Genomic DNA, 24048 nt, shown 5'->3' on the forward strand with positions numbered 1-24048 from the left:
GGATCGCGCCGGAAGGGGAGGGGCGAATGCGGCTGCGCGACATGCTGGCGCCCATCGGGCACTTCTTCTACCCGCCCATCTGCCCCGGCTGCGAAGGCGCGGTGGGGCGCGGGGGCGGGCTTTGCCCCGGCTGCTGGAGCGACCTTGCCTTCATCGAGCGCCCCTTCTGCGAGATTCTCTGCCTGCCCTTCGAGACGGACCACGGGCCGGGCGCGGTCTCCCCGGCCGCGATGGCCGAGCCGCCGGCCTTCGGGCGGCTGCGCGCTGCCGTCATCCACCGCGATCTCGGCGCGCGGCTGGTCTCGCTCCTGAAATACGGCGACCGGACCGACCTGGCGCCCCTGATGGCCGGGTGGATGGCGCGCGCGGGCGCCGATCTTCTGGCCGAGGCCGAGCTGGTGGTGCCCGTGCCGCTGCATCGCGGCCGCCTCTTCCGGCGCCGGTTCAACCAGTCGGCCGATCTGGCGCGGCGCGTGGCCGGGGCGGCGGGGCTCGCCTACCGCCCGCTTATCCTCGCCCGCGTGAAGGCCACGCGCCCGCAGGTGGGGCTCGGCGGCGCGGCGCGGCGGCGGAACCTTCAGGGCGCCTTCGCGGTGGCGAAGGGCCGGCGGGCCGAGATCGAGGGCCGGCGCATCCTCCTCGTCGACGACGTGTTCACCACGGGCACCACCGTTTCGAGCGCAGCCGCCGTCCTGAGACGCGCCGGCGCGGCCGGGGTGGATGTGCTGACCTTCTCAAGGGTTGCGCAAGCGGGCGCGTGACCGCATATCTCTGCGGCTTGTCAGCCGGTGAAGGTCCATGCCCCAGATCGTTGTCTACACCCGCCAGTTCTGCGGCTACTGCGCCCGCGCCAAGAGCCTCCTGGACCAGAAGGGCGCGCCCTACGAGGAAAAGGACGCGACCTACGAGCCGGCGCTGCGCGCCGAGATGATCGAGCGCTCCGGCCGCTCGACCTTTCCGCAGATCTTCATCGGGCAGACGCATGTCGGCGGCTGCGACGATCTGGTCGCGCTGGACCGCGAGGGCCGGCTCGACGCGCTGCTGGCGGATTGAGGACGGCGCCCATGCCCACACGCTTCAAGGCCGCCGTGGTGCAGATGCGCTCGGGCTTGGACCCCGCCGGCAACATCGAGGCGCTGGAGCGCCTTGTGGGCGAGGCGGCGCGCGCGGGCGCCCATTACGTGCAGACGCCCGAGATGACCGGCGCGCTCTGCCGGGAGCGCGAGCAGCTTCTGGCGAATTTGAGGGATGAGGACGAGGACCCCGTCGTAACGGCGGCCTCGGGCCTGGCCCGGACGCACGGCATCGTCCTGCATATCGGCTCGAGCGCGGTGGCCGCGCCGGGCGGCATGGCCGCCAACCGCGCCTTCCTGTTCGGGCCCGACGGCGCGCGCATCCAGACCTACGACAAGATCCACATGTTCGACGTGGATCTCGACAATGGCGAGAGCTGGCGCGAATCGCGCACCTATGCGCCGGGCGCCAGGGCGAGCCTTGCCGACATCGCGCCCGGCGGCGCCGAGGCGCGGCTGGGCTTCGCCGTGTGCTACGACATGCGCTTTCCCGAAATCTTCCGGGCGCAGGCGCTGGCGGGCGCGCAGATCCTGACGGCGCCCGCCGCCTTCACCCGGCAGACGGGCGAGGCGCATTGGCACGTGCTGCTGCGCGCCCGCGCCATCGAGAACGGCGCCTTCATGGTGGCGGCCGCCCAGGGCGGGCTGCATGAGGACGGGCGAGAGACCTACGGCCATTCGCTGATCGTCGATCCATGGGGGCGGGTGATCGCGGAGGTGGACGGCGACGAACCGGGCATCGCGCTGGCCGAGATCGACATGGCCGAGGTCGCCTCCGCGCGCGGCAAGATTCCCGCCCTGAAGAACCGGCGCCCCTTCACGGTGGGCGAGCCGGCCGGGGCTGCCGGCGCATGATCCACTTCCAGCTTCGTTGCGAGCCCGCCGGCCACGGCTTCGACGGGTGGTTCCGATCGGGCGAGGATTTCGACGCGCAGTGCGCGCGCGGCCTCGTGCAGTGCCCGGCCTGCGGCTCGCAGAGCGTTGCCAAGGCGCTCATGGCCCCCGCGCTCGCCACAGGGAAGGAGGCGCCCGCCGCCTCCGGCCCGCAGGCCGTGACGGGCGCTCCGGCCGAGCTGGCCCGGGCCTATGCGAAATTGCAGGAGATGGCGCGCGAGGTGCGGGCGAACTCCGAATATGTCGGCCGCGATTTCGCGCAGGAGGCGCGGCGCATCCATTTCGGCGAGGCGCAGGAGCGGCGCATCTATGGCGAGGCGTCGGGCGCGGAAGTGAAGGCGCTGGCCGAGGATGGCATCCCCGCCCTGCCGCTGCCGGCGCTGCCCGAGGACGGGCATTGAGCGAGTCCAAACGGGCGAAGGTCTGGAAGAAGGCCCCCAGCCCCTGCATCGGCGTGTGCAAGTTCCGCGACGAAGGGCGATGCCTGGGCTGCCAGATGACGCGGCCGGAGAAGAAAGCCTTCAAGCGGCTGAAGAAGAAGGCGCACAAGATGGCCTTCTTCCACGAGCTGATGGGGCGGCTGGAGGCGAGGGGGCGGCTGGCCTACTGGACGCGCATGTACCGGCGCCGATGCGAGCGCCGCGAACGGCCTTGCCCGCTCGACAGGCTGGAAAGCGAGCGCGAGGCTGCCTAACTGGAAGAATTCCAGTCTTCCACGAAGGGCCCGAACTCCCAGTGAGCGATATTCCGGACGAAGTCTGGGCGCAGGCTCCCTCTCCCTGCGTCGATGTGTGCAAATACAAGCGGCAGGGCCGCTGCGTGGGCTGCATGATGACGAAGGCGGAGAAGGACGCCTTTCCGGCCTCCGGTGGCGCGGAGCGCAAGCGCGCCTTCTTCGAGGCGCTGCTGGCCAGGCTGACCGCCGAGCACAGGAATCCGGCCTTCTGGGCGATCGCCTATCGCCGCAAATGCGAGCGCGAGGGCGTGCCGTGCCCGCTGGACCCCGGGCCGGCGGAGCGACAGGCGTCATGAAAAACCCGCCGGGGCGACCCGGCGGGTTTTTTCATCTCGATGGCGAACCGCTCAGGCGGCGGTGGTCTTCAGGTGCGCGCGCAGGAACCAGGCGAACTTGTCGTGAACCTCGATGCGGTTCGTGGCCAGGTCGTTGGTCGCCCAGTCGCCATGCTCCTCGGCTACCTGCGCCAGCGCCGAAAGCGTGGAGGACAGGGTCTCCTGATCCTTCAGGAGCACCTCGATCATGGTCCGGGCGTCGGTGCGCCCGTCATGCTCCTCGATGGCGGAGCGCTCCAGATAGACCGAATAGCGGCCTTCGGCATGAACGTCGAACGCCTTGATGCGCTCGGCCAGCGTGTCCTGCGCCTCGAAATGGTCCTCGTAGATCTTCTGGAACAGCTCGTGCAGGGGGCCGAAGGCCATGCCGGTGACGTTCCAGTGGAAGTTCTGCGCCTTGAGGGTTTCCACGGCGGTCTCGGCAAGCGCCTGCGTCAGCCCGCCGACGATGTCTTCCTTGGCGCTCGGCTCGATCTTGGCTGCGACCAGTCCCATGATGCTCTCCTGTCTCGTGCCGGCATCGGGCCGGCCGCTCTCTTTGGAATGGTTCCAATCTAGGCTCGATCGATATCGTGATCAAGCCTCTTTTGAATCATTCTAAACTGGCGTGCCGAAAAATCCCGTCGCCCGTCAATCCGGCCGCGCCGGATTCAGTTCCGTCCGTCGAGGGCGCGCACGAGGCCGGCCGAAAGAAAGCGCATCCAGCGCCGCTGCGCCGGGCGCACGCGCCAGGAGACGAGCGCGGCGGCGGCCTTCTCCTCCCCCGCGCGCCAGGCGCCGACGAGGCGGATCAGCCAGATCTCGTCGTCGCTCGGCCGGCGCGTGCCGGGCCGGTAGAAGCACATTTCGCGAATGGCGCCGTCGGCGAGGCCCCGGAAGAAGGCGTTGGAGAATCGGGAGAGGGAACCGTCCTGCCCACCGGCCAGCAGGAAGCAGGCGCGCTCCAGATCGGGCTTGGGCGCGAGCCGGGCGCGCAGCGCCAGCCAGCGCAGCCTGTCCAGCTCGACCGCCTGCGCCTCGCTGAGGCCATGCTCCTGCCCCAGCCGCTGCGCGGTCGGACATCCCGGAAAGGCCAGCACGGTCCGGCCGGCGGGAGAGGCTGTCTCGGTGCGGAGCAATGCGGCCATGAACGATCCTGTGTCCGGGCATTCCGGCCCTGACGGCGGCCTGCCCGAAGAATGTTGACTGCGTTTCGCAGGTATTAGCAGATCGCGCGGGGGCGTGCAAAGCTTCGGCACCGCGCGCGCCTCCACGGGGTGCGCCCGCCAATGCGAGGCCCGGGTGGGCTTAGCGAGAGGCGAGGCGCATCGCCTCGAACTCGGCTTCGCCCTCGTGGCGATAGTCTCCGAAGACGGCGGCGATGGCGGTGCGCCCCGCGCCCTTGAAGCGGTAGACTGCCCCGACGCTACCGGGTCCGCCGGCGGAATGGCCCGCCGCCTCCGCCCCCGGCACCGGCCCGGCCATCACGCCCAGCCCGTAGCCCGTGGCGAGCCAGGGCCGTTCGGGGAGGGGGCCGCCGAGCGAGCGGATGGCGAGAAGCTGGCCGAGTTCCCGCGGCGCCAGCAACCCGCCCTCCAGAATTGCGTGGAGGCAGCGGGCCGCATCGCCTGCCGGGCCGATGACCGTTCCATGGAAGACCCAGCCGGGATCGTAGGCATGAGGCGGCGGGAGGGCGAGGCCGGCCATGTCCGAGGCCGTCTCGGCCAGGACCGGTTCGGTGAGCGACAGCGGAAGGAAGATGGTTTCGCGCAGCAGCGAGGCGAGTGATCGGCCACCCGCCGCCTCGAGGCGGCGGCGGGCCAGGAGATAGCCGATATTGGAATATCGCCAGCCTTCGCCGGGCTCGAAGCGGAGCCTGCGCGCCTCGGTGCGGGACAGGAGCTCGCCGTCGCTCCAGGGGGCCTCTTCGGCCGCGACCGCCGCCTGGTAGGCCGCAAGACCCGCATAGTCCGGCAGGCCGGCGGTGTGGTGCAGCACCTGGCGAAGCGTGTAGCGCGGATCGTGCATGGGCGCGTCGAGATCGAGGCGCCCCTCTCCCGCAAGCTTCAGGGCCAGCGTGGCGATGAGCGTCTTGGTGAAGCTCCACCATGGCACGAAGTCACGAGAGGATTCGACGATGACGCGTCCATCGGCGCCGATCAGCGCCGCATGGGGACGGGAAGCCATCTCAGCCCCTTCTGGCCAGAACCATGTAGTTGACGTCCATGTCTCTCGCGCGGCGCCATTCGTCGGCGAGGGGGTGGTAGACGACGCCGGTCTCGTCGATCATCGCCAGGCCGGCGCGCGTCACGGGGGCCTTGATCTCGGCCGGCGTCACCAGCTTGGAATATTGATGCGTGCCCTTCGGCAGCCAGCCCAGCACGTACTCCGCCCCCACGATGGCGAAGGTCAGCGCCTTGAAGGTGCGGTTGATGGTGGCGACGAAGAGGAGGCCCCCGGGCTTCACCATGTTGGCGGCCGAGGTGAGGAACAGGTCCACGTCGGAGACGTGTTCCACCACCTCCAGCGCCAGCACCACGTCGTAGCGCTCGCCGGCCTGGTCCAGCGCTTCGGCCGTGGTGGCGCGGTAATCCACCGGCACGCCGCTTTCGCTCGCGTGGAGCCGCGCGACCTCGATATTGGTGGAGGAGGCATCGACGCCCGTGACGCTGGCGCCCAGCCGCGCCAGCGGCTCGCAGATGAGCCCGCCGCCGCAGCCGATGTCCAGCATGGACAGGCCCTCGAAGGGGCGATCCGCCTTCGGGTCCAGCCCGAAGTTCAGGCCCACCTCCTCGCGGATATAGGCGAGGCGCACCGGGTTGAACTTGTGCAGCGGCTTGAACTTGCCGGCCGGATTCCACCATTCGGCGGCAAGGCGCGAGAAGCGCTCGACCTCCGCCGCGTCGATCGTCGTCGCACCCGAATGGCTCATCGGTTGGTCCCTTTCGCGTTTGCCCCGGCATGTTCCGCGTTGGCCGGCAAAGTCAAGCCGCGCGCCGATCCTTGCGGGGAGGCCGCGTTTCGGCTAGGGAGCCCTCGCGTTTTCGTCATCGGCCTCGTGCCGGTCGCGAGCCCTTTTCCCGCCGGCGAAACCCATCCGCCGCCAGCCCGTCGACCCAATTCATGGCCCGTCTCGTTCTGAAATTCGGCGGCACCTCGGTCGCCGACATCGACCGCATCGCCAATGTCGCGCGCCACGTCAAACGCGAGGTCGATGCCGGCCATCAGGTCGCCGTGGTGGTCTCGGCCATGTCCGGCAAGACCAACGAGCTGGTGGAATGGTGCCGGCAGGCCTCGCCGATGCACGACGCGCGCGAGTACGATGCCGTGGTGGCCTCCGGCGAGCAGGTGACGGCGGGGCTCCTGGCGATCACGCTCCAGCGCATGGGCGTGAACGCGCGCTCCTGGACCGGCTGGCAGATCCCCATCCGCACGGACGGCCAGCACGGCGCCGCGCGCATCCAGGAGATCGAGGGCGCGGAAATCGTGCGCCGCTTCGGCGAGGGGCAGGTGGCCGTGGTCGCCGGCTTCCAGGGCATCGCGCCCGACAACCGCATCGCCACGCTGGGGCGCGGCGGCTCCGACACCTCGGCCGTGGCGCTGGCCGCCGCGCTGAAGGCGGACCGCTGCGACATCTATACGGACGTGGACGGCGTCTACACCACCGACCCGCGCATCGAGCCCAAGGCCCGGCGCATGGCGCGCATCTCCTTCGAGGAGATGCTGGAGATGGCCTCGCTCGGCGCCAAGGTGCTGCAGGTGCGCTCGGTGGAACTGGCCATGGTCCACAAGGTGCGCACCTTCGTGCGGTCCTCCTTCGAGGACCCGGACGCCCCCGGCATGGGCGATTTACTCAATCCGCCCGGAACCCTCATTTGCGACGAGGACGAGATCGTGGAACAGCAGGTCGTCACCGGCATCGCCTACGCCAAGGACGAGGCGCAGATCTCGCTGCGCCGCGTGGAGGACCGCCCAGGCGTCGCCGCCTCCATCTTCGGGCCGCTGGCCGAGGCCGGGGTCAACGTGGACATGATCGTGCAGAACGTCTCCGAGGACGGCACGCGCACCGACATGACCTTCACCGTGCCGGCCGGCGACCTGCCCAAGGCGGTCAAGGTCATCGAGGACGCCCGCTCCGAGATGCGCTTCGACGTCATCCAGTCCGACAAGGGGCTGACCAAGGTCTCGGTGATCGGCATCGGCATGAGGAGCCACACGGGCGTGGCGGCCACGGCCTTCAAGGCGCTGGCCGATCGCGGCATCAACATCCGCGCCATCACCACCTCCGAGATCAAGATATCCATCCTGATCGACGGCGAGTTCTCCGAGCTCGCGGTGCGGACCTTGCATTCCGTCTACGGTCTCGACAAAGCTCCGGTCTGACCCCGGCGATTATCGCCATCCCGGCCGAATCGCCCGCCCAGGCGAGCGAGCCCGACCCCTTGGACGGAAGACGCCTCTGATGCGAAGCGATTCCCTAGGGCCCCGCGTCCTCTTGCGCAAGATGCGCGAACTGATGGCCGATCCGCTGGACCCCCAGGCGCGGCTGGACGAGATCGTGCGGCAGATCGCCGCGACGATGGCGGCCGAGGTGTGCTCGCTCTACGTGCTGCGCGCCGACGGGGTGCTGGAGCTCTACGCCACGCAGGGCCTCAATCCGGGCTCGGTGCATCTGGCGCAACTGCGCCTCGGCGAGGGCCTTGTGGGCACCATCGCCGCCACGGCCCGGCCGCTCAACCTCAACGACGCGCAGAAGCACCCCGCCTTCACCTACCTGCCGGAGACGGGCGAGGAGATCTACAACTCGTTCCTGGGCGTGCCCATCCTGCGCGCCGGCCGGACGCTGGGCACGCTCGTCATCCAGAACCGCGCCAACCGCCTCTACCGCGACGAGGAGGCCGAGGCGCTGGAGACGGTGGCCATGGTCGTGGCCGAGATGATCGCCGCCGGGAGCCTGGAAGGCGTCTCGCGGCCGGGCGTCGTGCTCGACCTTTCGCGGCCGGCCCATTTCGAGGGCACGGGGCTGGCGGAGGGCATCGGGCTCGGCCACGTGGTGTTGCACGAGCCGCGCGTCGTCGTCACCAACCTCTTCAACGAGGATGTCGAGGCCGAGATCGACCGCCTGCACAAGGCCCTGGCGGAGCTGCGCATCTCGGTGGAGGACATGCTGGCGCGCCGCGACATGGCGGCGGACGGCGAGCATCGCGCGGTGCTGGAGGCCTACCGCATGTTCGCCCATGACCGGGGCTGGGTGCGCCGGCTGGAGGAGGCCGTGCGCAACGGCCTGACGGCCGAGGCCTCGGTCGAGAAGGTGCAGAGCGACATGCGCGCGCGCATGATGCACATGAGCGACCCCTATATCCGCGAGCGGCTGAACGATTTCGACGACCTGGCCAACCGCCTGCTGCGCCAGCTCATGGGCCGCGGCGACGACCCCTTCGCGCCCGAGACGCAGGGCGACGCCATCCTCGTGTGCCGCTCCATGGGCGCGGCCGAGCTTCTGGACTACCGCCGCGAGCAGGTGCGCGGCCTCGTGCTGGAGGAGGGCGCGGCCACGAGCCACGTGGTGATCGTGGCGCGCGCGCTGGGCATTCCGGTGGTGGGGCAGGCCAAGGGCGTCGTCTCCATGGCCGAGAACGGCGATGCGATCCTCGTCGACGGCGAGGAGGGCATCGTGCATCTGCGCCCGCCCGCCGACGTGGAGAGCGTCTTTGCCGAACGCGTCGAGTTCCGCGCGCGGCGCCAGGAGCGCTACCGCGCGCTGCGCGACACGCCCGCCCGCTCGCGCGACGGGCAGGACGTGGACCTGATGATGAATGCCGGGCTGCTGGTGGACCTGCCGCATCTGGACCAGGCCGGGGCGGCGGGCATCGGCCTCTTCCGCACCGAGCTTCAGTTCATGATCGCCTCGGCCATGCCGCGCGCCAGCGAGCAGGAGCGCTTCTACGCCGCGGTGCTGGAGGCGGCGGGCGAGCGGCCCGTGACCTTCCGCACCCTCGATATCGGCGGCGACAAGGTGCTGCCCTATCTGCACCAGTCGCCGGAGGAGAACCCCGCGCTCGGCTACCGGGCGCTGCGGCTGGCGCTGGACCGGCCGGGGCTGATGCGCACGCAACTGCGCGCGCTGATGCGCGCGGCGAGCGGGCGCGACCTGCGCATCATGGTGCCGATGGTTTCCGACCTGTCGGAGATGCGCCAGGCGCGCGATCTCATCAGCCGCGAGTTCAAGCACCTCACGCGCTTCGGCCACCACCTGCCGCACCGGCTGCAACTGGGCGCGATGATCGAGGTCCCCTCGATCCTCTACCAGCTCGACGAGCTGATGCAGCTCGTCGATTTCGTCTCCGTGGGCTCCAACGACCTGTTCCAGTTCTTCTTCGCGGTGGACCGGGGCAACGCGCAGGTGGCGAACCGCTTCGACGACCTGTCTCCGCCCTTCGCCAAGGCGCTGAGGGACATCGTGGAGGCGGGGCGGCGCAATTCGGTGGGCGTGACGCTGTGCGGCGAGATGGCCGGGCGTCCGCTCTCGGCCATGGCGCTGCTCGGGCTCGGCTTCCGCTCCATCTCCATGACCTCCTCGGCCATCGGCCCGGTGAAGGCGATGCTGATCGAACTCGACATCGCCGATCTCGAGGCGAAGATGACGGCCTTCCTCGCGGACGGACGGCGGCGCACCACGCTGCGCCGCTTCCTCGAGGACTACGCGACGAGCCACTCCATCCCCCTTTGAGCCCGGCCCCGGCCGGCCCGCTCCCTTCGGACGCAGCGACGACCCATGGCGATTCTGCCCCAAGCCACGATGACCGAAATCCTCAAACGCTCCGCCTATCTGGAGAGCGAGATGGCGCGGGGGCCGGCCCATGAGGTCTACTCGAAGCTCGCCGCCGAATATGCCGGGCTGGAAGGCGTGGTCGCGGCCATCCGCGCCCACCAGGCCGCCGGGCGCGAGCGCGACGAGCTGCGCGCCATGATGGAGGACCCGGCCAGCGACCGCGAGATGCGCGACCTGGCCGCCGCCGAGCTCGGCGAGGTGGAGGAGCGCATCGAGAGGCTCTCGCGGGAAATCCTCATCCTGCTCCTGCCCAGGGACGCGGCCGACGAGAAGGGTGCGATCCTGGAGATCCGGGCCGGCACCGGCGGCTCGGAGGCCGGGCTCTTCGCCGGCGATCTCTTCCGCATGTACCAGCGCTATGCCGAGCTGAACCGCTGGAAGGTGGAGGTGCTCGACGCCTCGGAAGGCGAGGTGGGCGGCTACAAGGAGGTGATCGCCTCGGTGAAGGGCCAGGGCGTGTTCTCCCGCCTCAAGTTCGAATCGGGTGTCCACCGGGTGCAGCGCGTGCCGGCCACTGAATCCTCCGGCCGCATCCACACCTCGGCCGCCACCGTGGCCGTGCTGCCCGAAGCGGAGGACATCGACATCGAGGTGCGGCCCGAGGACATCCGCATCGACACGATGCGCGCGTCCGGCGCGGGCGGCCAGCACGTCAACACCACCGATTCGGCGGTGCGCATCACCCATCTGCCGACCGGCATCGTCGTGACCTCCTCGGAAAAGTCGCAGCACCAGAACAGGGCGCGCGCCATGCAGGTGCTCAAGGCCCGGCTCTACGACATGGAGCGGCAGAAGGCGGACGACGAGCGCTCGGCCGCGCGCCGCAGCCAGGTCGGCTCGGGCGACCGTTCCGAACGCATCCGCACCTACAATTTCCCGCAGGGGCGCGTGACGGACCACCGGATCAACCTGACGCTCTACAAGCTCGACCGGGTGATCGAGGGGGAGATGGACGAGCTGGTGGAGGCGCTGCTGGCCGACCACCAGGCGGCGCTGCTGGCCGCTGTCGGCGGCGATGGCTGAGACGCTGGGCGCGCTTCTGGCGCGCGCGCGCGCGCGGCTGCGGGCGGGAGGGCTGGAGAGCCCCGATCTCGACGCGCGGCTTCTGGCGCAGGAGGCGCTCGGGCTCGACGCCGCCGGGCTCTTCCTGCGCGCGCCGGAGCCGGTGGAGCCGGGCCGGGCGGCGCGCTTCGATGCGCTGCTGGCGCGGCGGCTGGCCGGCGAGCCCGTTCATCGCATTCTGGGCCGCCGCGACTTCTTCGCGCACGAGTTCGAGCTGTCCGCCGACACGCTGGAGCCGCGCCCGGACACCGAGGTGCTGGTGGAGCTGGCCGCGCGCGCCTTTCGCGGCCTGCGCGAGGACATCCTCTTCGCGGACGTGGGCACCGGCTCGGGCGCCATCGCCGTCTCGCTGCTGGCGCTTTTTCCGCGCGCGCAGGGTTTGGCGCTGGACCTGGCCGAGGGCGCGCTCGCCACGGCCCGGCGCAACGCCGACCAAGCGGGCGTGCGCGCCCGGTTCCACCCCGTCGCCTCGGACTATCTTTCCGCCATCGGCGGGCGGCTGGATGCGATCGTCTCCAACCCTCCCTATATACCGAGCGCGGACATTGCCGGGCTCGATGCGCATGTGCGCGAGCACGACCCGCGCCTGGCGCTGGACGGCGGCCCCGACGGCCTCGACGCCTACCGGCGCATCGTGGACGAGGCGCGCGGGCTTCTGGGGGAGGGCGGCGCGCTGCTCCTGGAGATCGGCGCGGGACAGGCCGGGGACGTGACCGGACTGGCCGAGGCGGCCGGTTTCGAACTCTGCGAACACGCCGCCGATCTGGGCGGCCATGTCCGCGCGCTCTGGTTCAACCTTCGCCGGGAGGCCCGAAACACGGGAAAAGGTGCATTTTTCGAGATGAAAGCCTTGTGAGACCGGCTTGAAGCCACTAATGACGGAGTGAAGAGACGGAAGTGATCGAGGGGGCGTCCCTTCGAAGCGCCGGCCTAAATGGCCGAAGCGCGGTCGGGAACGAGATCAAGGCACCCAACCCGTCCAGTGCCGGCGATCGGATCGTCCGGCAGCATAAACGAAAATCACGAGAGAGCTTCGCGCCCGGTCTGTCAGCTTGTGCGCGCCGCGTCTCCAAACATGATTCGTGCCGGGCGATTCCGCGAAGGGAATGGTCCGCAATGATGGGCCCCGCCGGCAAAGAGCGCCGGACGATCCAGAGACAGGAAGAGCATGAGGCCAGGACAGCAGAACAAGCGGATGCGGGGACGTGGCGGGCGCAAGGGCCCCAATCCGCTGTCTCGCAGCTACGAGTCGAACGGCCCGGACGTGAAGATCCGGGGTACGGCGCAGCATATCGCGGAGAAATACGCCACGCTCGCCCGCGACGCTTCCTCCTCCGGCGACCGCGTCATGGCCGAGAACTACCTCCAGCACGCCGAGCATTACGGCCGCATCGTCGCCGCCGCGCAAGGGTCCTTCCAGCCCAGCCAGAATGACCGCGACTTCGAATCCGAGGGTGACGAGGACGAGGGCGAGGACGGCGCCGAGGCCGGCTTCAACGGGGCCGAGCGCTCCCAGAACGAGCGTGTCCAGGGCGATCGTCCGCAGGGCGAGCGCTTCAACAACGGCCAGAACCGCGAGAACAACAATCGCGACGGCAACGGACGTCGCGAGTTTCGCGAGAGGAACGAGCGGGGCGATCGCGGCGAGCGGCGCGACAGGCCGCAGGGCACCGGGCCGCAGCCCTATGCGCGCGGCGAGGGCGAAGGCGGCGAGGGCGGCGGCGAGAACGGCTTGCGCCAGCGCCGCGAGCGCCCGCGCGGCGAGCGCCGTTTCGAGGAGCGCTTCAGCCGTGGCCGCGAGGAGGGCGAGCGCGAAGGCGATGCTCAGCAGCCGGTGAGCGAGGAGCGCCCGCTCGACGTCGCGGCGCCCGCGCCCGCCCCGGTCGCCGAGGAGGCGGCCCCGCAGGAGGCCGCTCCGCGCCGGCGCGCGCGCCCGCGGCGCGGCGAGGACAAGCCGGCGGAAGTGACGGCCGAGATTCCCTCGCCCGCCACCGAGTCTCCGGCCAGCATCGAGGCGCACTCGCCGGCAGCGGCCGATGCGGCGGCCGCGCCTGCGCGCCGCCGCCGCACCACCCGCGCGGCGGCGGCCGAGGCCCCGGCGCCTGAAGCGGCGGCGGAAGAGGCCCCGGCCAAGCGCCGCCCCGGCCGCCCGCGCAAGAAGAAGCCGGACGAGGAGGCAGGCGGCGAGGGCGGCCTTCCCGCCTTCCTCCTCGCCTCCGAGGACTGAGCCTCGAACGCATCGGAAAAGCCCGCCATTTTGGCGGGCTTTTTCGTGGAAACGTCTTTTTGCGCCGCGCGCGCCATCCCATATGAATCGCGACGGGCCGCCCTTCGCGGGGTCCGCCTCCCAACAATTCCGACCATGCCGCAGGGCGGGTGGCCGGGCGAACGGAGATGCGACGAATGAACATGGAAAAATACACCGAGCGCGCGCGCGGCTTCGTGCAGGCGGCGCAGGCCGCGGCCCTGACCCGCGACCACCAGCAGTTCTCGCCCGAACACCTCCTGAAGGCGCTGGTCGATGACGACGAGGGCATGGCGACGGGCCTGATCGAACGCGCAGGGGGCCGTCCGCAGGACGTGCGCCTGGGCGTGGACGCGGCTCTGGAGGCGATGCCGAAAGTGTCCGGCGGCGCTGGCCAGATGTATCTGGCGCCCGCGCTGGCCAAGGTCTTCGCCACCGCCGAGGAGATCGCCCGGAAGGCCGGCGACAGCTTCGTGACGGTCGAGCGCCTGCTCCTGGCGCTGGCCATGGAGCGCTCGGCCAAAACCGCTTCTATCCTGGAGAAGGCAGGGGTGACGCCGCAGGCGCTCAACGCCGCCGTCAACGATATCCGCAAGGGCCGCACCGCCGACTCCGCCTCCGCCGAGCAGGGTTACGACGCGCTGAAGAAGTACGCGCGCGACCTGACCGCCGGCGCGCGCGAGGGCAAGCTCGACCCGGTGATCGGGCGCGACGACGAGATCCGCCGCACCATCCAGGTCCTTTCGCGCCGCACCAAGAACAATCCCGTTCTGATCGGCGAGCCGGGCGTGGGCAAGACCGCCATCGCCGAAGGGCTGGCGCTGCGCATCGTCAATGGCGATGTGCCCGAGAGCTTGCGCGACAAGCAGTTGATGGCGCTCGACATGGGCGCGCTGATCGCGGGCGCGAAATATCGCGGCGAATTCGAGGAGCGGCTGAAGTCGGTCCTGTCGGAGGTGACGTCCTCCGATGGCGGCATCATCCTGTTCATCGACGAGATGCACACGCTGGTGGGCGCCGGCAAGGCGGACGGGGCGATGGACGCCTCCAACCTGTTGAAGCCCGCCCTCGCGCGCGGAGAGCTGCACTGCGTCGGCGCGACCACGCTGGACGAGTACCGCAAGCATGTGGAGAAGGACCCGGCGCTGGCCCGGCGCTTCCAGCCCGTCTTCGTCTCCGAGCCGACGGTGGAGGACACGATCTCCATCCTGCGCGGCCTGAAGGAGAAGTACGAGCAGCACCACAAGGTGCGCATCTCCGACAGCGCGCTGGTGGCCGCCGCGCAGCTTTCCAACCGCTACATCACCGACCGCTTCCTGCCCGACAAGGCCATCGACCTCGTGGACGAGGGCGCCGCGCGCCTGCGCATGGCCGTGGATTCCAAGCCCGAGGCGCTGGACGAGATCGACCGGCGCGTCGTGCAGCTCAAGATCGAGCGCGAGGCGCTGAAGAAGGAGAACGACGACGGCGCGCGGGCCCGGCTGGAGCGCCTCGAGGTGGAACTGGCGGGCCTGGAGGAGGAATCCGACCGGCTGACGGCATCCTGGCAGGCGGAGAAGTCGAAGCTCGGCCACGCCGCCGACCTCAAGAAGCGGCTGGAGGATGCGCGCAACGAGCTGGCCATCGCCCAGCGCAAGGGCGAGTTCCAGCGCGCCGGCGAGCTTGCCTATGGCGAGATCCCGCAGCTCGAGCGCGAGCTGACCGAGGCCGAGGCCGCCGACAGGCACGGCTCCATGGTGGAGGAGACGGTGACGCCCGACCACGTGGCGCAGGTCGTCTCCCGCTGGACGGGCATTCCGGTGGACCGGATGCTGGAAGGCGAGCGCGAGAAGCTCCTGCGCATGGAGGACGTGCTGGCCAGGCGTGTCGTGGGGCAGGGCGAGGCGGTGCAGGCGGTGTCCAAGGCCGTGCGCCGCGCGCGGGCGGGCCTTCAGGACCCCAACCGGCCGATCGGCTCCTTCATCTTCCTCGGCCCCACGGGTGTGGGCAAGACGGAGCTGACCAAGGCGCTGGCGAGCTTCCTCTTCGACGAGGAGACCGCGATGGTGCGGCTCGACATGTCGGAGTTCATGGAGAAGCACTCCGTGGCCCGGCTGATCGGCGCGCCTCCGGGCTATGTCGGCTACGAGGAAGGCGGCGTCCTGACGGAAGCCGTTCGCCGCCGGCCCTATCAGGTGATCCTGTTCGACGAGATCGAGAAGGCGCATCCCGACGTGTTCAACGTCCTGCTCCAGGTGCTGGACGACGGGCGGCTGACGGACGGGCAGGGCCGCACGGTGGACTTTCGCAACACCATGATCGTCATGACCTCCAATCTGGGCGCGGACTACCTGACCGCGCTCGGCGACGACGAGGATGTCGACAAGGTGCGCGACAAGGTGATGGAGGTCGTGCGCATGGCGTTCCGGCCCGAATTCCTGAACCGCGTGGACGAAACCATCCTGTTCCACCGCCTGAAGCGTTCGGAGATGGGCGCCATCGTCGATATCCAGATGAAGCGGCTGGAAAGCCTGCTGGAGGATCGCGAGATCGTTCTGGAACTGGGCGAGGACGCACGGGCCTGGCTGGCCGACCGCGGCTACGACCCCGCCTATGGCGCGCGCCCGCTCAAGCGCGTGATCCAGCGCGAGGTGCAGGACCCGCTGGCCGAGCGCATCCTGCTCGGGCAGGTGAAGGACGAGGACCGCGTGAAGATCGCCGCCGGCACCGACCGGCTGATCTTCCACGTCGTGGGCTCCAAGCGCGACGCGGCGGGCGAGCGCGTGGCGGCCTGACGAAGGCGCGGGCGCAAGACAAGGAAAAAGGGGCGGCCCGCAAGGACCGCCCCTTTCGTCATGCAGGCGCGACCGCCTCAGTAATAGGCGACGCCGTAATAGTCGCTGACGCGCCGGCCATAGGCTTCATCGTTCCAGCTCGGGCGGTTCGCCTCACCGTAGCGCGGCGCGCCTTCGAGCTGGTCGCGGGTCAGGCCCACCACGTAGCCGCCCTGGCGCTCGTCATATTTCAGCACCTCCCACGGCAGCGGGTGATATTCCTCGCCGATGCCGAGAAAGCCCCCGAAGGACATGATGGCGTAGCGCACCTTGCCGTCGCGCTTGCCGATCACGACGTCGTAGATATGGCCGAGGCTGTCGCCCTGCGTGTTGTAGACCTTCGTGCCGTTGACGCGGCTGGCCTCGATGGCGTCGACGCCGGTCTGCAGGTCGTCCGCCGCGCGTGCTGGGGTGTAGGACATCAGTTCACTCCCTTCTGAGTGTCGTTCTGACAGCAAAACGCGGGCTGGCGCGCGCCGTTCCGAAATTTTGCCCGCCCGCCATGCTCGCGCCGCAGCGCCCGCCTACCCGTTGGCCTCGATGATCCTCGTGAAGCCGGGCCGCATGACACCCGTTTCCCCCATCCCTCCGGCGATCCTCCTCGCCGGCATCGGCCCGCCTTCGCGGGGCCGGAATTCATGAACGGCAGGCGACCTTCAGGCACGGTTCATTTGCTAAATGTTAAGGATAAGAATGGGATAAAGCGACGTTTCGCCGGCTCGCGCATTTCCCGTTTCGAAGAGCATGGAGGGGTGACGATGACGATCCGGTCGAAAATCTGCCAGACGGTTTTCTCTCTCGCGATACTCGCGGGGCTGGGGGGGCCGTCGCTGGCGCAGTATTACGAGCCGTATCGCGCTTACGACCCCTATCGCGACAGCCCCTATTACGAATCCTACGATTCGGCCCAGCGCGGCGGGGAGAGCTTCGTCGACCAGTACGGGCGCGTCATCACCATCGACGAGTATGGGCGCATCGTCTCCATCCAGGAGGCGCGCGGCGCCCCCACGCGCGGCGGCGCCATCATCCTCGACGGCCCGCCGCCGCCGGGCGCGGTGCTGGAAGGGCGCGCGGGCACCCGCCCGCCCGGCGCCGATTTCGGCGCGCCGAGCGATCCCTATGGCCAGGAATGGAGCTACGAGGGGCCGGGCTATGACGGGCCGATCGATTCCGCGCCCCTTTCCGCGCCCTCGCAGGACGCCGCCGTGCCGCCGGGCGCCGACCCCTACGCCACCGGCTCCATCGGCCCGAACATGCCCGCCGAGGGCATCCAGCAGCAGGAGAGCGACCCCGCCCCGGTCGTCGCCGGGCCGAGCGGGCCCGATTCCCGCGCCCAGATCGCCGCCTTCCAGGTGATCCTCGACCGCGCCGGCGCCTCGCCCGGCGTGATCGACGGCAAGATGGGCTCCAACGTCAACAAGGCCGTGGCCGCCTATGAGGAGATGACCGGGCGCCGGATCGACTTCACCAACCCGCAGGCGCTGGCCGAGGAACTGGACGCCACGGGCGGGCCGGCGATCACCACCTACACCATTACCAACGAGGATGTGGGCGGGCCCTATGTCGCCTCGATTCCGAGCGACTATTCCGAGAAGGCGCTTCTCGACCACATGTCCTACGAGCGCGTCTCGGAGATGCTGGCCGAGCGCTTCCACATGGACGAGCAATATCTCATCGACATCAATCCGGGCGCCGACTTCTCCCGGCCGGGCACGATGCTGAAGGTGATGAACACCGGGCAGAACGTGACGACGCCCGTGGTGCGCATCGAGGCCGACAAGGGCCGCACGCAGGTGCGCGCCTATGATGCGGCCGGCAATCTCGTGGCCGCCTATCCCTCCACCATCGGCTCGTCATCCACGCCCTCGCCCACCGGCACGGTGGAGGTGACGCGCATCGCCGTCGATCCGAACTACACCTACAACCCCAAGATCAACTTCCAGCAGGGCGAGAACACGGGCATCCTCACCATCCCGCCCGGCCCCAACGGCCCGGTCGGCACGGTCTGGATCGCTCTGTCCAAGCCCACCTACGGCATCCACGGCACGCCGGAGCCTTCGCAGATCGGCAAGACCAACAGCTATGGCTGCATCCGGCTGACCAACTGGGACGCCAAGGAACTGGCCAAGCTGGTGTCGCCGGGCGTCACGGTGGAGTTCATCGAGTAGTGAGGCCCGGGGCGATGGCCAGGGGTTCGCTCGGGGCCGCGCTCGCCCTTCTCCTCATCTGGGCCGGGGCGCCCGCCGCGCAGGAAGCAGAGCCGACGGGGGCCGACCCCGCCCCGCCCGCCGAAGCCGGCGTGCCGCTGCCCGAGCCCCGCCCGGAGACGGCGGGAGAAAACGAGCCGGAGGCGCCGGGGCCCGATGAGGAGGCCACGCCGGAGGCAGTGCCCGGGCCGGAGCCCGAACCGGGGGAAACCCCGGCCTATGTTCCCCCCGAAAAGGCCCGCGCGACTCCCGAACGGGAAGCGCCCGAGGTGCCCGAGGCGGCGGTGACGCCGGCCGAAAGCGTCGCGGCCGCCGCCGCCATCGAGGATGCCCTGGCCTGCGAAGCCGAGCTGGAGCGGCGCGGCGCGACCTTCACCATCGGCCCCAGCCTTTCGGACGAGGATTGCGGGGTGCTGCGGCCCGTGACCCTTGCCGCTTCATCCTCCGGGGTCACCCTTTCGCCGGACACGCAGATGCTCTGCCGCACCGCGCTGGCGCTGGACATCTGGATCGCGGAGGCGCTGGTTCCCGCCTCCGAGACGCTGGACGGGGGAAGGCCGGAGAGCCTGCGGCACTCCTCCACCTATGTCTGCCGGGAGCGGTCCTCCGAATCGCGCATTTCGGAGCATTCGCGCGGCAGCGCGGTGGATATCTCGGCGATCCTCTTTTCCGGCCGCGACCCGGTGGACATCCGGGCGCAGGAGCCGGGCTCGGCCGAGGACCGCTTCCTGGCCGAGATCCGCCGCCTGGCCTGCGGGCCCTTCAAGACGGTGCTGGGGCCGGGCACCGACGCCGACCACGCAGAGCACTTCCACTTCGACATCGCCGCCCGTAATCGCGGCTCCACCTACTGCCGGTAACGCCCCGTTGCCGAGAGCGTGAATTGCGTTCGGCCTCCGATCCCGGTTCTCGCTGATCTCAATCTTCGGTTGAGGGCAGGGCGGCGCAGATGCTGACGGTGATGATTCTCGGTGTGGTGATGGCGGGAGCCGATGCGCCGCGCGTGGGCAGTGCTCAGGAGAGGCTGGAAAGCCAGTGGCGCCTCGCGCAGCGGCGGCCGAGCTGCCAGACCGTTTCGAGCTGCCGCGAAGCCGTGATCCTGTGGTGCGACGGCTATAGCCGGGCCGATGGCGACAATGACGGCATCCCTTGCGAGAATGTCTGCCGCTCACTCGCCGAGGTGGACGAAATCCGCGCCGAAATCGGCTGCTGACCCTTCGAGACCGTTTGAGAATTCGGAGACCAGGTCGAATTCTCAAACGGTCTCTTAGCGCCCGGCCACCCGCATTTCCTCGTCGCTCTCGCGCAGGAGGTCGTCGATCCGCTTGCGCTCGCGCTCGAACAGCGCCAGCTCCTCTCCCTGAAGCGAGCGGCTGTCCGGCAGGCGGATGCGCAAGGGGTCGACGCGCTTGTCGTTCACGCTCAGCTCGTAATGCAGATGGTTGCCGGTGGAGAGGCCCGTGGAGCCCACCGTGCCGATCACCTGCCCCTGCCGGACGGGGGCGCCGGCCTTGATGCCATCCGCGATCGTGTGCTGGTGGGAATAGGAGGTCTCGTAGCCGTTGGCGTGGCGGATCACGGTCTGGCGGCCGTAGCCGCTGGACCAGCCGGCGCGCACCACCGTGCCGGCGCCCGCCGCCAGGATGGGGGTGCCGCGCGGCGCGGCCCAGTCCACGCCCCAATGCATCCGCCTGTAGCCGAGGACGGGGTGCCGCCGCTCGCCGAAATTGGAGGTGAAGCGGCCGGTCGGCACCGGGTTGCGCAGGAGGAACTGGCGCGCGCTGCGCCCTTCCTCGTCGTAATAATCGACCGTATCGTCCTCGGGCGACCAGAAGCGGTAGAGGCGCTTGGTGGAATCGCCGAAGCGCGCCTCCACGAACAGGATCTCCGATTCCTCGCTCGCCTGCTCCTTTCCCTCCTCCAGCGAGTAGAGGATGGTCAGCCTGTCGGTCGGCGTCAGCCGGGCCTGGAAGTCCACCTCCGGGGCGAGCATACGGATGAGCGACTGGCAAAGCCGCTCGTCCAGCCCGTAGGAGAGGGCGGCCTGGTAGATGCCGTCGTAGACGCTGGGCATGGTGGCGCGCATGGGCGCCTCCATGGCGTTCTCGTCGAAGGCCTGCGCCACCGAACGGCTGAAGGCGGGCTCCTGCCCGAGGGCGAAACGGCCGTCCGCATGGATGGCGACCGTCGCCTGGTGCCGCTCCTTGCGGTAGGCCGAAAGGCGCACGAGGGCCGGCTCCCCTTCCACCTCCTGCAGGCCGATGCGCAGAACGTCACCCGGCGCGAGGGTTTCGGCGCGCAGCGCCTCGGCCAGCGGCTTCACGGCGCGGGCCACCACCTCGGCCTCGTATCCCGCCTCCTCCAGCGCCTCCGCGATGGAGCGCTCCTCCCGAAAGGGGACGATCTCCTCGAAATAGCGCTTGGCGCCGGTGCCGGGCCCGTCCGAGGCCGAGACGGAGACGTTTTCCTGAACGATGCGGAAGGCCGAGCCGGGCTCGTAGGACGTCACGTCCGAGGCGCCGTCGAACCGGCCGGGATCGAAGGACTGGAAGGCGGCCACCTGCACCGGCAGGGCATCGAGCGTGCCGGCGGCGCCGCGCACCAGCGCCTCCGCCGCCTTCGTGCCGATGTCCTCGTAGCCGTCGCTCGTCGCCTGCGCGAAGTCGAAAGGCTGCATCGTCAGCGAGACGTCGGGTTCCACCTTGGCGTCGTAGATCTGCGAGGGATCGAGGATTGCGCGCTCGTTCGCGCGCTCCTCCTCGGCGAAGACCTTCAGCGGATCGAAGGGGGGATATTCCTGGCTGGGCGCGTGGCGCGCACCGAGCAGCATCGAGGCATAGGCCAGCGGCTGGGTGCGGATCACCTCGCGCTCGCCCTCCACCGTCACGGTCGACACCTCGATGGTCCGGCGCGAGCGGGGCATCGGGATGGGCGTGGCGAAAACCCGCTCGCCGCGCTCCAGAAGAAGCTCCCCCTCATGCGCGATGGCGGCGATCGCGGCCATGCTGGCCGGGCGGGCCATGTTCGTGCGCCCGTCATGCGCCGCCGAAAGCGCGATGCCCATGAGGGCCGTGGAGGTGAGGCCCGTCAGAAGCGTGCCCGCCAGCCAGCGCGCCGACACTTGGCGCCGGTCCGGGCGGCGGCGCTTGTCGGCGACGAGCGGGGGATCGTCCCCAAGCTCGGAGCGGGCGGTGCGACTGTCTTTCATTCAGGTCCCGTGCGTTTCCATCGGCCTTCGGCAATCAACTTGGCGAAATCGCGACACGGCCGGGCAAGGAACGGCACGCATGGCCGCGTTGCCCTGAGGGCGGGCGGCCCGGAAGGGTTGTGACCGCTCGGCGGGGCTCCTGTCAATCAGGAGCTCGCTCCCGAGCCGCCCGGATCTTTCCTCCTCACGCGCTCTTGCGCTACGCGGGCGTCATGAAAGGCGGGGAGGGGAGGGCGGCCATGGCCAACCGTCCGCCCTTTCCCGCACACGTGCATTGGAAAGCGCCCTGCGGGCCCTGGGAGGGCGCTGGAGAAGAAAAATCGGGCCGGGGGAAAAATCGGGCCGGGGAGAGATTTTTTGAAATTGGCTGTTGACCAACGGCGCCGGGCCGTCCTATAAGCCGCTCATCGACGACGGCGGTGGGCGCCGGGGCGGTTTGGACGGGGCGGGGACGCTGTGTTCTGGACTGCCGGAAAGTTGAGCTGGCGGTTGGGTTTCGGGGATTTTCCTTGGGGTTCGGCTGTACCGGCTCGGTTTTGCGCCTTTGGATGCTGTAGTTGGTACGATATTCGGAGTGTCTTTGGATGCTTTGAGGCTGGGTTCCCGGAAGGGGGTTTTGGCCGAGCGGCGAGCTTTTGGGTTTTGCCGGGTTCTTTGAGAATTGAAGATTGAAGAAGAAAGAGAGACGTGGACGGCGGTTGTCTGCGGGGACCGAGGGGTCTGGCTTTGGCTGGGTCTTGAGGTTTCTGGAGAGATGAACCGACGGTTCACAGGTCTCTGACGATAGAGAGTGTACGTTTCTCATCTGGCGCGGGGCTGGTTTTGGCTGGTTTTGCGAGGATGGGGAGTGGGATCGGTTGATTTTGTCTGGTTGGCTTTGGCTGGCCGGGCGTTTGGCCGTTTTCGATAACTCTCGTCGATGCTTTGAGACAGTGACTAGTCGGGATAGCTCTTATTACAAACCTGAGAGTTTGATCCTGGCTCAGAACGAACGCTGGCGGCAGGCTTAACACATGCAAGTCGAACGCATCCTTCGGGGTGAGTGGCAGACGGGTGAGTAACGCGTGGGAATCTACCCAACCCTACGGGATAGCTCCGGGAAACTGGAATTAATACCGTATACGCCCTTTGGGGGAAAGATTTATCGGGGATGGATGAGCCCGCGTTGGATTAGCTAGTTGGTGGGGTAAAGGCTCACCAAGGCGACGATCCATAGCTGGTCTAAGAGGATGATCAGCCACATTGGGACTGAGACACGGCCCAAACTCCTACGGGAGGCAGCAGTGGGGAATATTGGACAATGGGCGCAAGCCTGATCCAGCCATGCCGCGTGAGTGATGAAGGCCCTAGGGTTGTAAAGCTCTTTCAGTGGGGACGATAATGACGGTACCCACAGAAGAAGCCCCGGCTAACTTCGTGCCAGCAGCCGCGGTAATACGAAGGGGGCTAGCGTTGTTCGGAATTACTGGGCGTAAAGCGCACGTAGGCGGACATTTAAGTCAGGGGTGAAATCCCGGGGCTCAACCCCGGAACTGCCTTTGATACTGGGTGTCTTGAGTCCGGAAGAGGTGAGTGGAATTGCGAGTGTAGAGGTGAAATTCGTAGATATTCGCAGGAACACCAGTGGCGAAGGCGGCTCACTGGTCCGGTACTGACGCTGAGGTGCGAAAGCGTGGGGAGCAAACAGGATTAGATACCCTGGTAGTCCACGCCGTAAACGATGGAAGCTAGCCGTCGGGGGGTTTACCTTTCGGTGGCGCAGTTAACGCATTAAGCTTCCCGCCTGGGGAGTACGGTCGCAAGATTAAAACTCAAAGGAATTGACGGGGGCCCGCACAAGCGGTGGAGCATGTGGTTTAATTCGAAGCAACGCGCAGAACCTTACCAGCTCTTGACATGCCACGACGGTTGCCGGAGACGGCTTCCTTCCTTCGGGACGTGGACACAGGTGCTGCATGGCTGTCGTCAGCTCGTGTCGTGAGATGTTGGGTTAAGTCCCGCAACGAGCGCAACCCTCGCCCTTAGTTGCCATCATTCAGTTGGGCACTCTAGGGGGACTGCCGGTGATAAGCCGAGAGGAAGGTGGGGATGACGTCAAGTCCTCATGGCCCTTACGGGCTGGGCTACACACGTGCTACAATGGCGGTGACAATGGGCAGCCAGCCAGCGATGGTGAGCGAATCCCAAAAAGCCGTCTCAGTTCGGATTGTTCTCTGCAACTCGAGAGCATGAAGTTGGAATCGCTAGTAATCGTGGATCAGCATGCCACGGTGAATACGTTCCCGGGCCTTGTACACACCGCCCGTCACACCATGGGAGTTGGTTCTACCCGAAGATGGTGCGCTAACCCGCAAGGGAGGCAGCCAGCCACGGTAGGGTCAGCGACTGGGGTGAAGTCGTAACAAGGTAGCCGTAGGGGAACCTGCGGCTGGATCACCTCCTTTCTAAGGACGATCCCTCACGGCCCTCCGGCCCGTCATCCTGTCCTTCGGGATTGGGCGACTGCCCGGACAGAACCGTATCGGATTGTTTTAGAACAAGGTGTCGACCAGTCAGGTTGATGCCGCGCATACAAAAGCGCCATGCCATCCTCGGATGGTTGTGGTCAGGCAGGCGCCGCCGCCCTCGTTTCTCTTTCTTCACTGGATGTTTGGCCCGTGCAGC

Annotated in this window: 21 protein-coding genes and 1 rRNA gene; 16 read left to right on the top strand and 6 right to left on the bottom strand. The window is 68.5% G+C overall.

Annotated elements, in window-relative coordinates; genetic code table 11:
* Positions 1-26: 26 nt before the first annotated feature.
* From J7654_RS09075 to J7654_RS09100, 6 genes are read left to right on the top strand one after another with little or no spacing between them, the layout of a single operon-like run.
* Positions 27-761, top strand: a complete 735-nt coding sequence (locus J7654_RS09075) for a ComF family protein (protein WP_209735601.1) — start codon at positions 27-29, stop codon at positions 759-761.
* A 37-nt stretch (positions 762-798) separates the two neighbouring features.
* Entirely contained in the window at positions 799-1053 is a 255-nt protein-coding gene (gene grxC / locus J7654_RS09080) for a glutaredoxin 3 (RefSeq protein WP_209735602.1), read from the top strand.
* A gap of 11 nt (positions 1054-1064) precedes the next feature.
* On the top strand, positions 1065-1928 hold the full coding sequence (locus J7654_RS09085) for a carbon-nitrogen hydrolase family protein (protein WP_209735603.1): 864 nt from the start codon (positions 1065-1067) through the stop codon (positions 1926-1928).
* On the top strand, positions 1925-2368 hold the full coding sequence (locus J7654_RS09090; protein ID WP_209735604.1) for a DUF1178 family protein: 444 nt from the start codon (positions 1925-1927) through the stop codon (positions 2366-2368). Before J7654_RS09085 ends, J7654_RS09090 begins: the two co-directional genes overlap by 4 nt.
* Positions 2365-2661, top strand: coding sequence for a DUF1289 domain-containing protein (locus tag J7654_RS09095; protein WP_209735605.1), 297 nt, complete (start codon positions 2365-2367; stop codon positions 2659-2661). Before J7654_RS09090 ends, J7654_RS09095 begins: the two co-directional genes overlap by 4 nt.
* Positions 2662-2702: 41 nt before the next feature.
* A complete protein-coding gene (locus J7654_RS09100; protein ID WP_209735606.1) occupies positions 2703-2999 on the top strand; it encodes a DUF1289 domain-containing protein in 297 nt (98 codons plus the stop codon).
* 51 nt (positions 3000-3050) lie between these two features.
* On the opposite strand, the gene J7654_RS09105 is transcribed toward J7654_RS09100, so the two are convergent.
* The 4 genes from J7654_RS09105 to ubiG form a co-directional block, all read right to left on the bottom strand.
* Complete coding sequence (locus J7654_RS09105) at positions 3051-3533, bottom strand: Dps family protein (RefSeq protein WP_209735607.1); 483 nt, start codon at positions 3531-3533, stop codon at positions 3051-3053.
* A 155-nt stretch (positions 3534-3688) separates the two neighbouring features.
* On the bottom strand, positions 3689-4165 hold the full coding sequence (locus tag J7654_RS09110; protein WP_209735608.1) for a hypothetical protein: 477 nt from the start codon (positions 4163-4165) through the stop codon (positions 3689-3691).
* A 160-nt stretch (positions 4166-4325) separates the two neighbouring features.
* Positions 4326-5204 (bottom strand): serine hydrolase domain-containing protein, encoded by an 879-nt coding sequence (locus J7654_RS09115; protein WP_209735609.1) that lies wholly within the window; start codon positions 5202-5204, stop codon positions 4326-4328.
* 1 nt (position 5205) lies between these two features.
* Complete coding sequence (gene ubiG / locus J7654_RS09120) at positions 5206-5949, bottom strand: bifunctional 2-polyprenyl-6-hydroxyphenol methylase/3-demethylubiquinol 3-O-methyltransferase UbiG (protein ID WP_209735610.1); 744 nt, start codon at positions 5947-5949, stop codon at positions 5206-5208.
* Between the two features lie 191 nt (positions 5950-6140).
* Between ubiG and J7654_RS09125 the strand changes: the two genes are divergently transcribed.
* The 6 genes from J7654_RS09125 to clpB all read left to right on the top strand — a co-directional run bounded on the left by J7654_RS09125 (position 6141) and on the right by clpB (position 15930).
* Positions 6141-7400: an aspartate kinase gene (locus J7654_RS09125; protein WP_209735611.1), complete on the top strand. Its 1260-nt coding sequence runs from the start codon at positions 6141-6143 to the stop codon at positions 7398-7400.
* A 79-nt stretch (positions 7401-7479) separates the two neighbouring features.
* On the top strand, positions 7480-9747 hold the full coding sequence (gene ptsP, locus J7654_RS09130) for a phosphoenolpyruvate--protein phosphotransferase (protein WP_209735612.1): 2268 nt from the start codon (positions 7480-7482) through the stop codon (positions 9745-9747).
* A gap of 45 nt (positions 9748-9792) precedes the next feature.
* Positions 9793-10872 (top strand): peptide chain release factor 1, encoded by a 1080-nt coding sequence (prfA, locus tag J7654_RS09135; RefSeq protein ID WP_209735613.1) that lies wholly within the window; start codon positions 9793-9795, stop codon positions 10870-10872.
* Positions 10853-11767 (top strand): peptide chain release factor N(5)-glutamine methyltransferase, encoded by a 915-nt coding sequence (gene prmC / locus J7654_RS09140; protein WP_377946354.1) that lies wholly within the window; start codon positions 10853-10855, stop codon positions 11765-11767. The genes prfA and prmC overlap by 20 nt, the downstream gene beginning before the upstream one ends.
* 312 nt (positions 11768-12079) lie before the next feature.
* Positions 12080-13138, top strand: a complete 1059-nt coding sequence (locus J7654_RS09145) for a DUF4167 domain-containing protein (RefSeq protein WP_209735615.1) — start codon at positions 12080-12082, stop codon at positions 13136-13138.
* 176 nt (positions 13139-13314) lie between these two features.
* On the top strand, positions 13315-15930 hold the full coding sequence (gene clpB / locus J7654_RS09150) for an ATP-dependent chaperone ClpB (RefSeq protein WP_209735616.1): 2616 nt from the start codon (positions 13315-13317) through the stop codon (positions 15928-15930).
* 77 nt (positions 15931-16007) lie between these two features.
* On the opposite strand, the gene J7654_RS09155 is transcribed toward clpB, so the two are convergent.
* Positions 16008-16391, bottom strand: coding sequence for a PRC-barrel domain-containing protein (locus J7654_RS09155; protein WP_209735617.1), 384 nt, complete (start codon positions 16389-16391; stop codon positions 16008-16010).
* Between the two features lie 336 nt (positions 16392-16727).
* Here J7654_RS09155 and J7654_RS09160 point away from each other — a divergent pair, with 336 nt between their 5' ends.
* The 3 genes from J7654_RS09160 to J7654_RS09170 all read left to right on the top strand — a co-directional run bounded on the left by J7654_RS09160 (position 16728) and on the right by J7654_RS09170 (position 19389).
* On the top strand, positions 16728-18137 hold the full coding sequence (locus J7654_RS09160) for a L,D-transpeptidase family protein (protein WP_209735618.1): 1410 nt from the start codon (positions 16728-16730) through the stop codon (positions 18135-18137).
* Positions 18138-18151: 14 nt separating this feature from the next.
* Entirely contained in the window at positions 18152-19036 is an 885-nt protein-coding gene (locus J7654_RS09165) for an extensin-like domain-containing protein (RefSeq protein ID WP_209735619.1), read from the top strand.
* Between the two features lie 89 nt (positions 19037-19125).
* Entirely contained in the window at positions 19126-19389 is a 264-nt protein-coding gene (locus tag J7654_RS09170) for an excalibur calcium-binding domain-containing protein (protein WP_209735620.1), read from the top strand.
* A gap of 54 nt (positions 19390-19443) precedes the next feature.
* Here J7654_RS09170 and J7654_RS09175 read toward each other — a convergent pair whose 3' ends face one another.
* Positions 19444-21384: a M23 family metallopeptidase gene (locus J7654_RS09175; protein ID WP_209735621.1), complete on the bottom strand. Its 1941-nt coding sequence runs from the start codon at positions 21382-21384 to the stop codon at positions 19444-19446.
* 959 nt (positions 21385-22343) lie between these two features.
* Between J7654_RS09175 and J7654_RS09180 the strand changes: the two genes are divergently transcribed.
* Positions 22344-23828, top strand: a 16S ribosomal RNA gene (locus tag J7654_RS09180).
* Positions 23829-24048 lie beyond the last annotated feature (220 nt).

It is taken from the genome of Aureimonas populi (assembly GCF_017815515.1).
In the GTDB taxonomy this organism is placed as follows: Bacteria; Pseudomonadota; Alphaproteobacteria; order Rhizobiales; family Rhizobiaceae; genus Aureimonas; species Aureimonas populi.

What these genes read in the sequence shown, in the direction of transcription:
- ptsP (WP_209735612.1), top strand. Translation starts at nt 7,480, where the DNA reads ATGCGAAGCGATTCCCTAGGGCCCCGCGTCCTCTTGCGCAAGATGCGC.
- ubiG (WP_209735610.1), bottom strand. Translation starts at nt 5,949, where the DNA reads ATGAGCCATTCGGGTGCGACGACGATCGACGCGGCGGAGGTCGAGCGC.
- prfA (WP_209735613.1), top strand. Translation starts at nt 9,793, where the DNA reads ATGGCGATTCTGCCCCAAGCCACGATGACCGAAATCCTCAAACGCTCC.
- J7654_RS09090 (WP_209735604.1), top strand. Translation starts at nt 1,925, where the DNA reads ATGATCCACTTCCAGCTTCGTTGCGAGCCCGCCGGCCACGGCTTCGAC.
- J7654_RS09105 (WP_209735607.1), bottom strand. Translation starts at nt 3,533, where the DNA reads ATGGGACTGGTCGCAGCCAAGATCGAGCCGAGCGCCAAGGAAGACATC.
- J7654_RS09165 (WP_209735619.1), top strand. Translation starts at nt 18,152, where the DNA reads ATGGCCAGGGGTTCGCTCGGGGCCGCGCTCGCCCTTCTCCTCATCTGG.
- J7654_RS09125 (WP_209735611.1), top strand. Translation starts at nt 6,141, where the DNA reads ATGGCCCGTCTCGTTCTGAAATTCGGCGGCACCTCGGTCGCCGACATC.
- J7654_RS09175 (WP_209735621.1), bottom strand. Translation starts at nt 21,384, where the DNA reads ATGAAAGACAGTCGCACCGCCCGCTCCGAGCTTGGGGACGATCCCCCG.
- clpB (WP_209735616.1), top strand. Translation starts at nt 13,315, where the DNA reads ATGAACATGGAAAAATACACCGAGCGCGCGCGCGGCTTCGTGCAGGCG.
- J7654_RS09170 (WP_209735620.1), top strand. Translation starts at nt 19,126, where the DNA reads ATGCTGACGGTGATGATTCTCGGTGTGGTGATGGCGGGAGCCGATGCG.
- J7654_RS09110 (WP_209735608.1), bottom strand. Translation starts at nt 4,165, where the DNA reads ATGGCCGCATTGCTCCGCACCGAGACAGCCTCTCCCGCCGGCCGGACC.
- J7654_RS09115 (WP_209735609.1), bottom strand. Translation starts at nt 5,204, where the DNA reads ATGGCTTCCCGTCCCCATGCGGCGCTGATCGGCGCCGATGGACGCGTC.
- J7654_RS09145 (WP_209735615.1), top strand. Translation starts at nt 12,080, where the DNA reads ATGAGGCCAGGACAGCAGAACAAGCGGATGCGGGGACGTGGCGGGCGC.
- J7654_RS09075 (WP_209735601.1), top strand. Translation starts at nt 27, where the DNA reads ATGCGGCTGCGCGACATGCTGGCGCCCATCGGGCACTTCTTCTACCCG.
- J7654_RS09085 (WP_209735603.1), top strand. Translation starts at nt 1,065, where the DNA reads ATGCCCACACGCTTCAAGGCCGCCGTGGTGCAGATGCGCTCGGGCTTG.
- J7654_RS09160 (WP_209735618.1), top strand. Translation starts at nt 16,728, where the DNA reads ATGACGATCCGGTCGAAAATCTGCCAGACGGTTTTCTCTCTCGCGATA.
- J7654_RS09155 (WP_209735617.1), bottom strand. Translation starts at nt 16,391, where the DNA reads ATGTCCTACACCCCAGCACGCGCGGCGGACGACCTGCAGACCGGCGTC.
- grxC (WP_209735602.1), top strand. Translation starts at nt 799, where the DNA reads ATGCCCCAGATCGTTGTCTACACCCGCCAGTTCTGCGGCTACTGCGCC.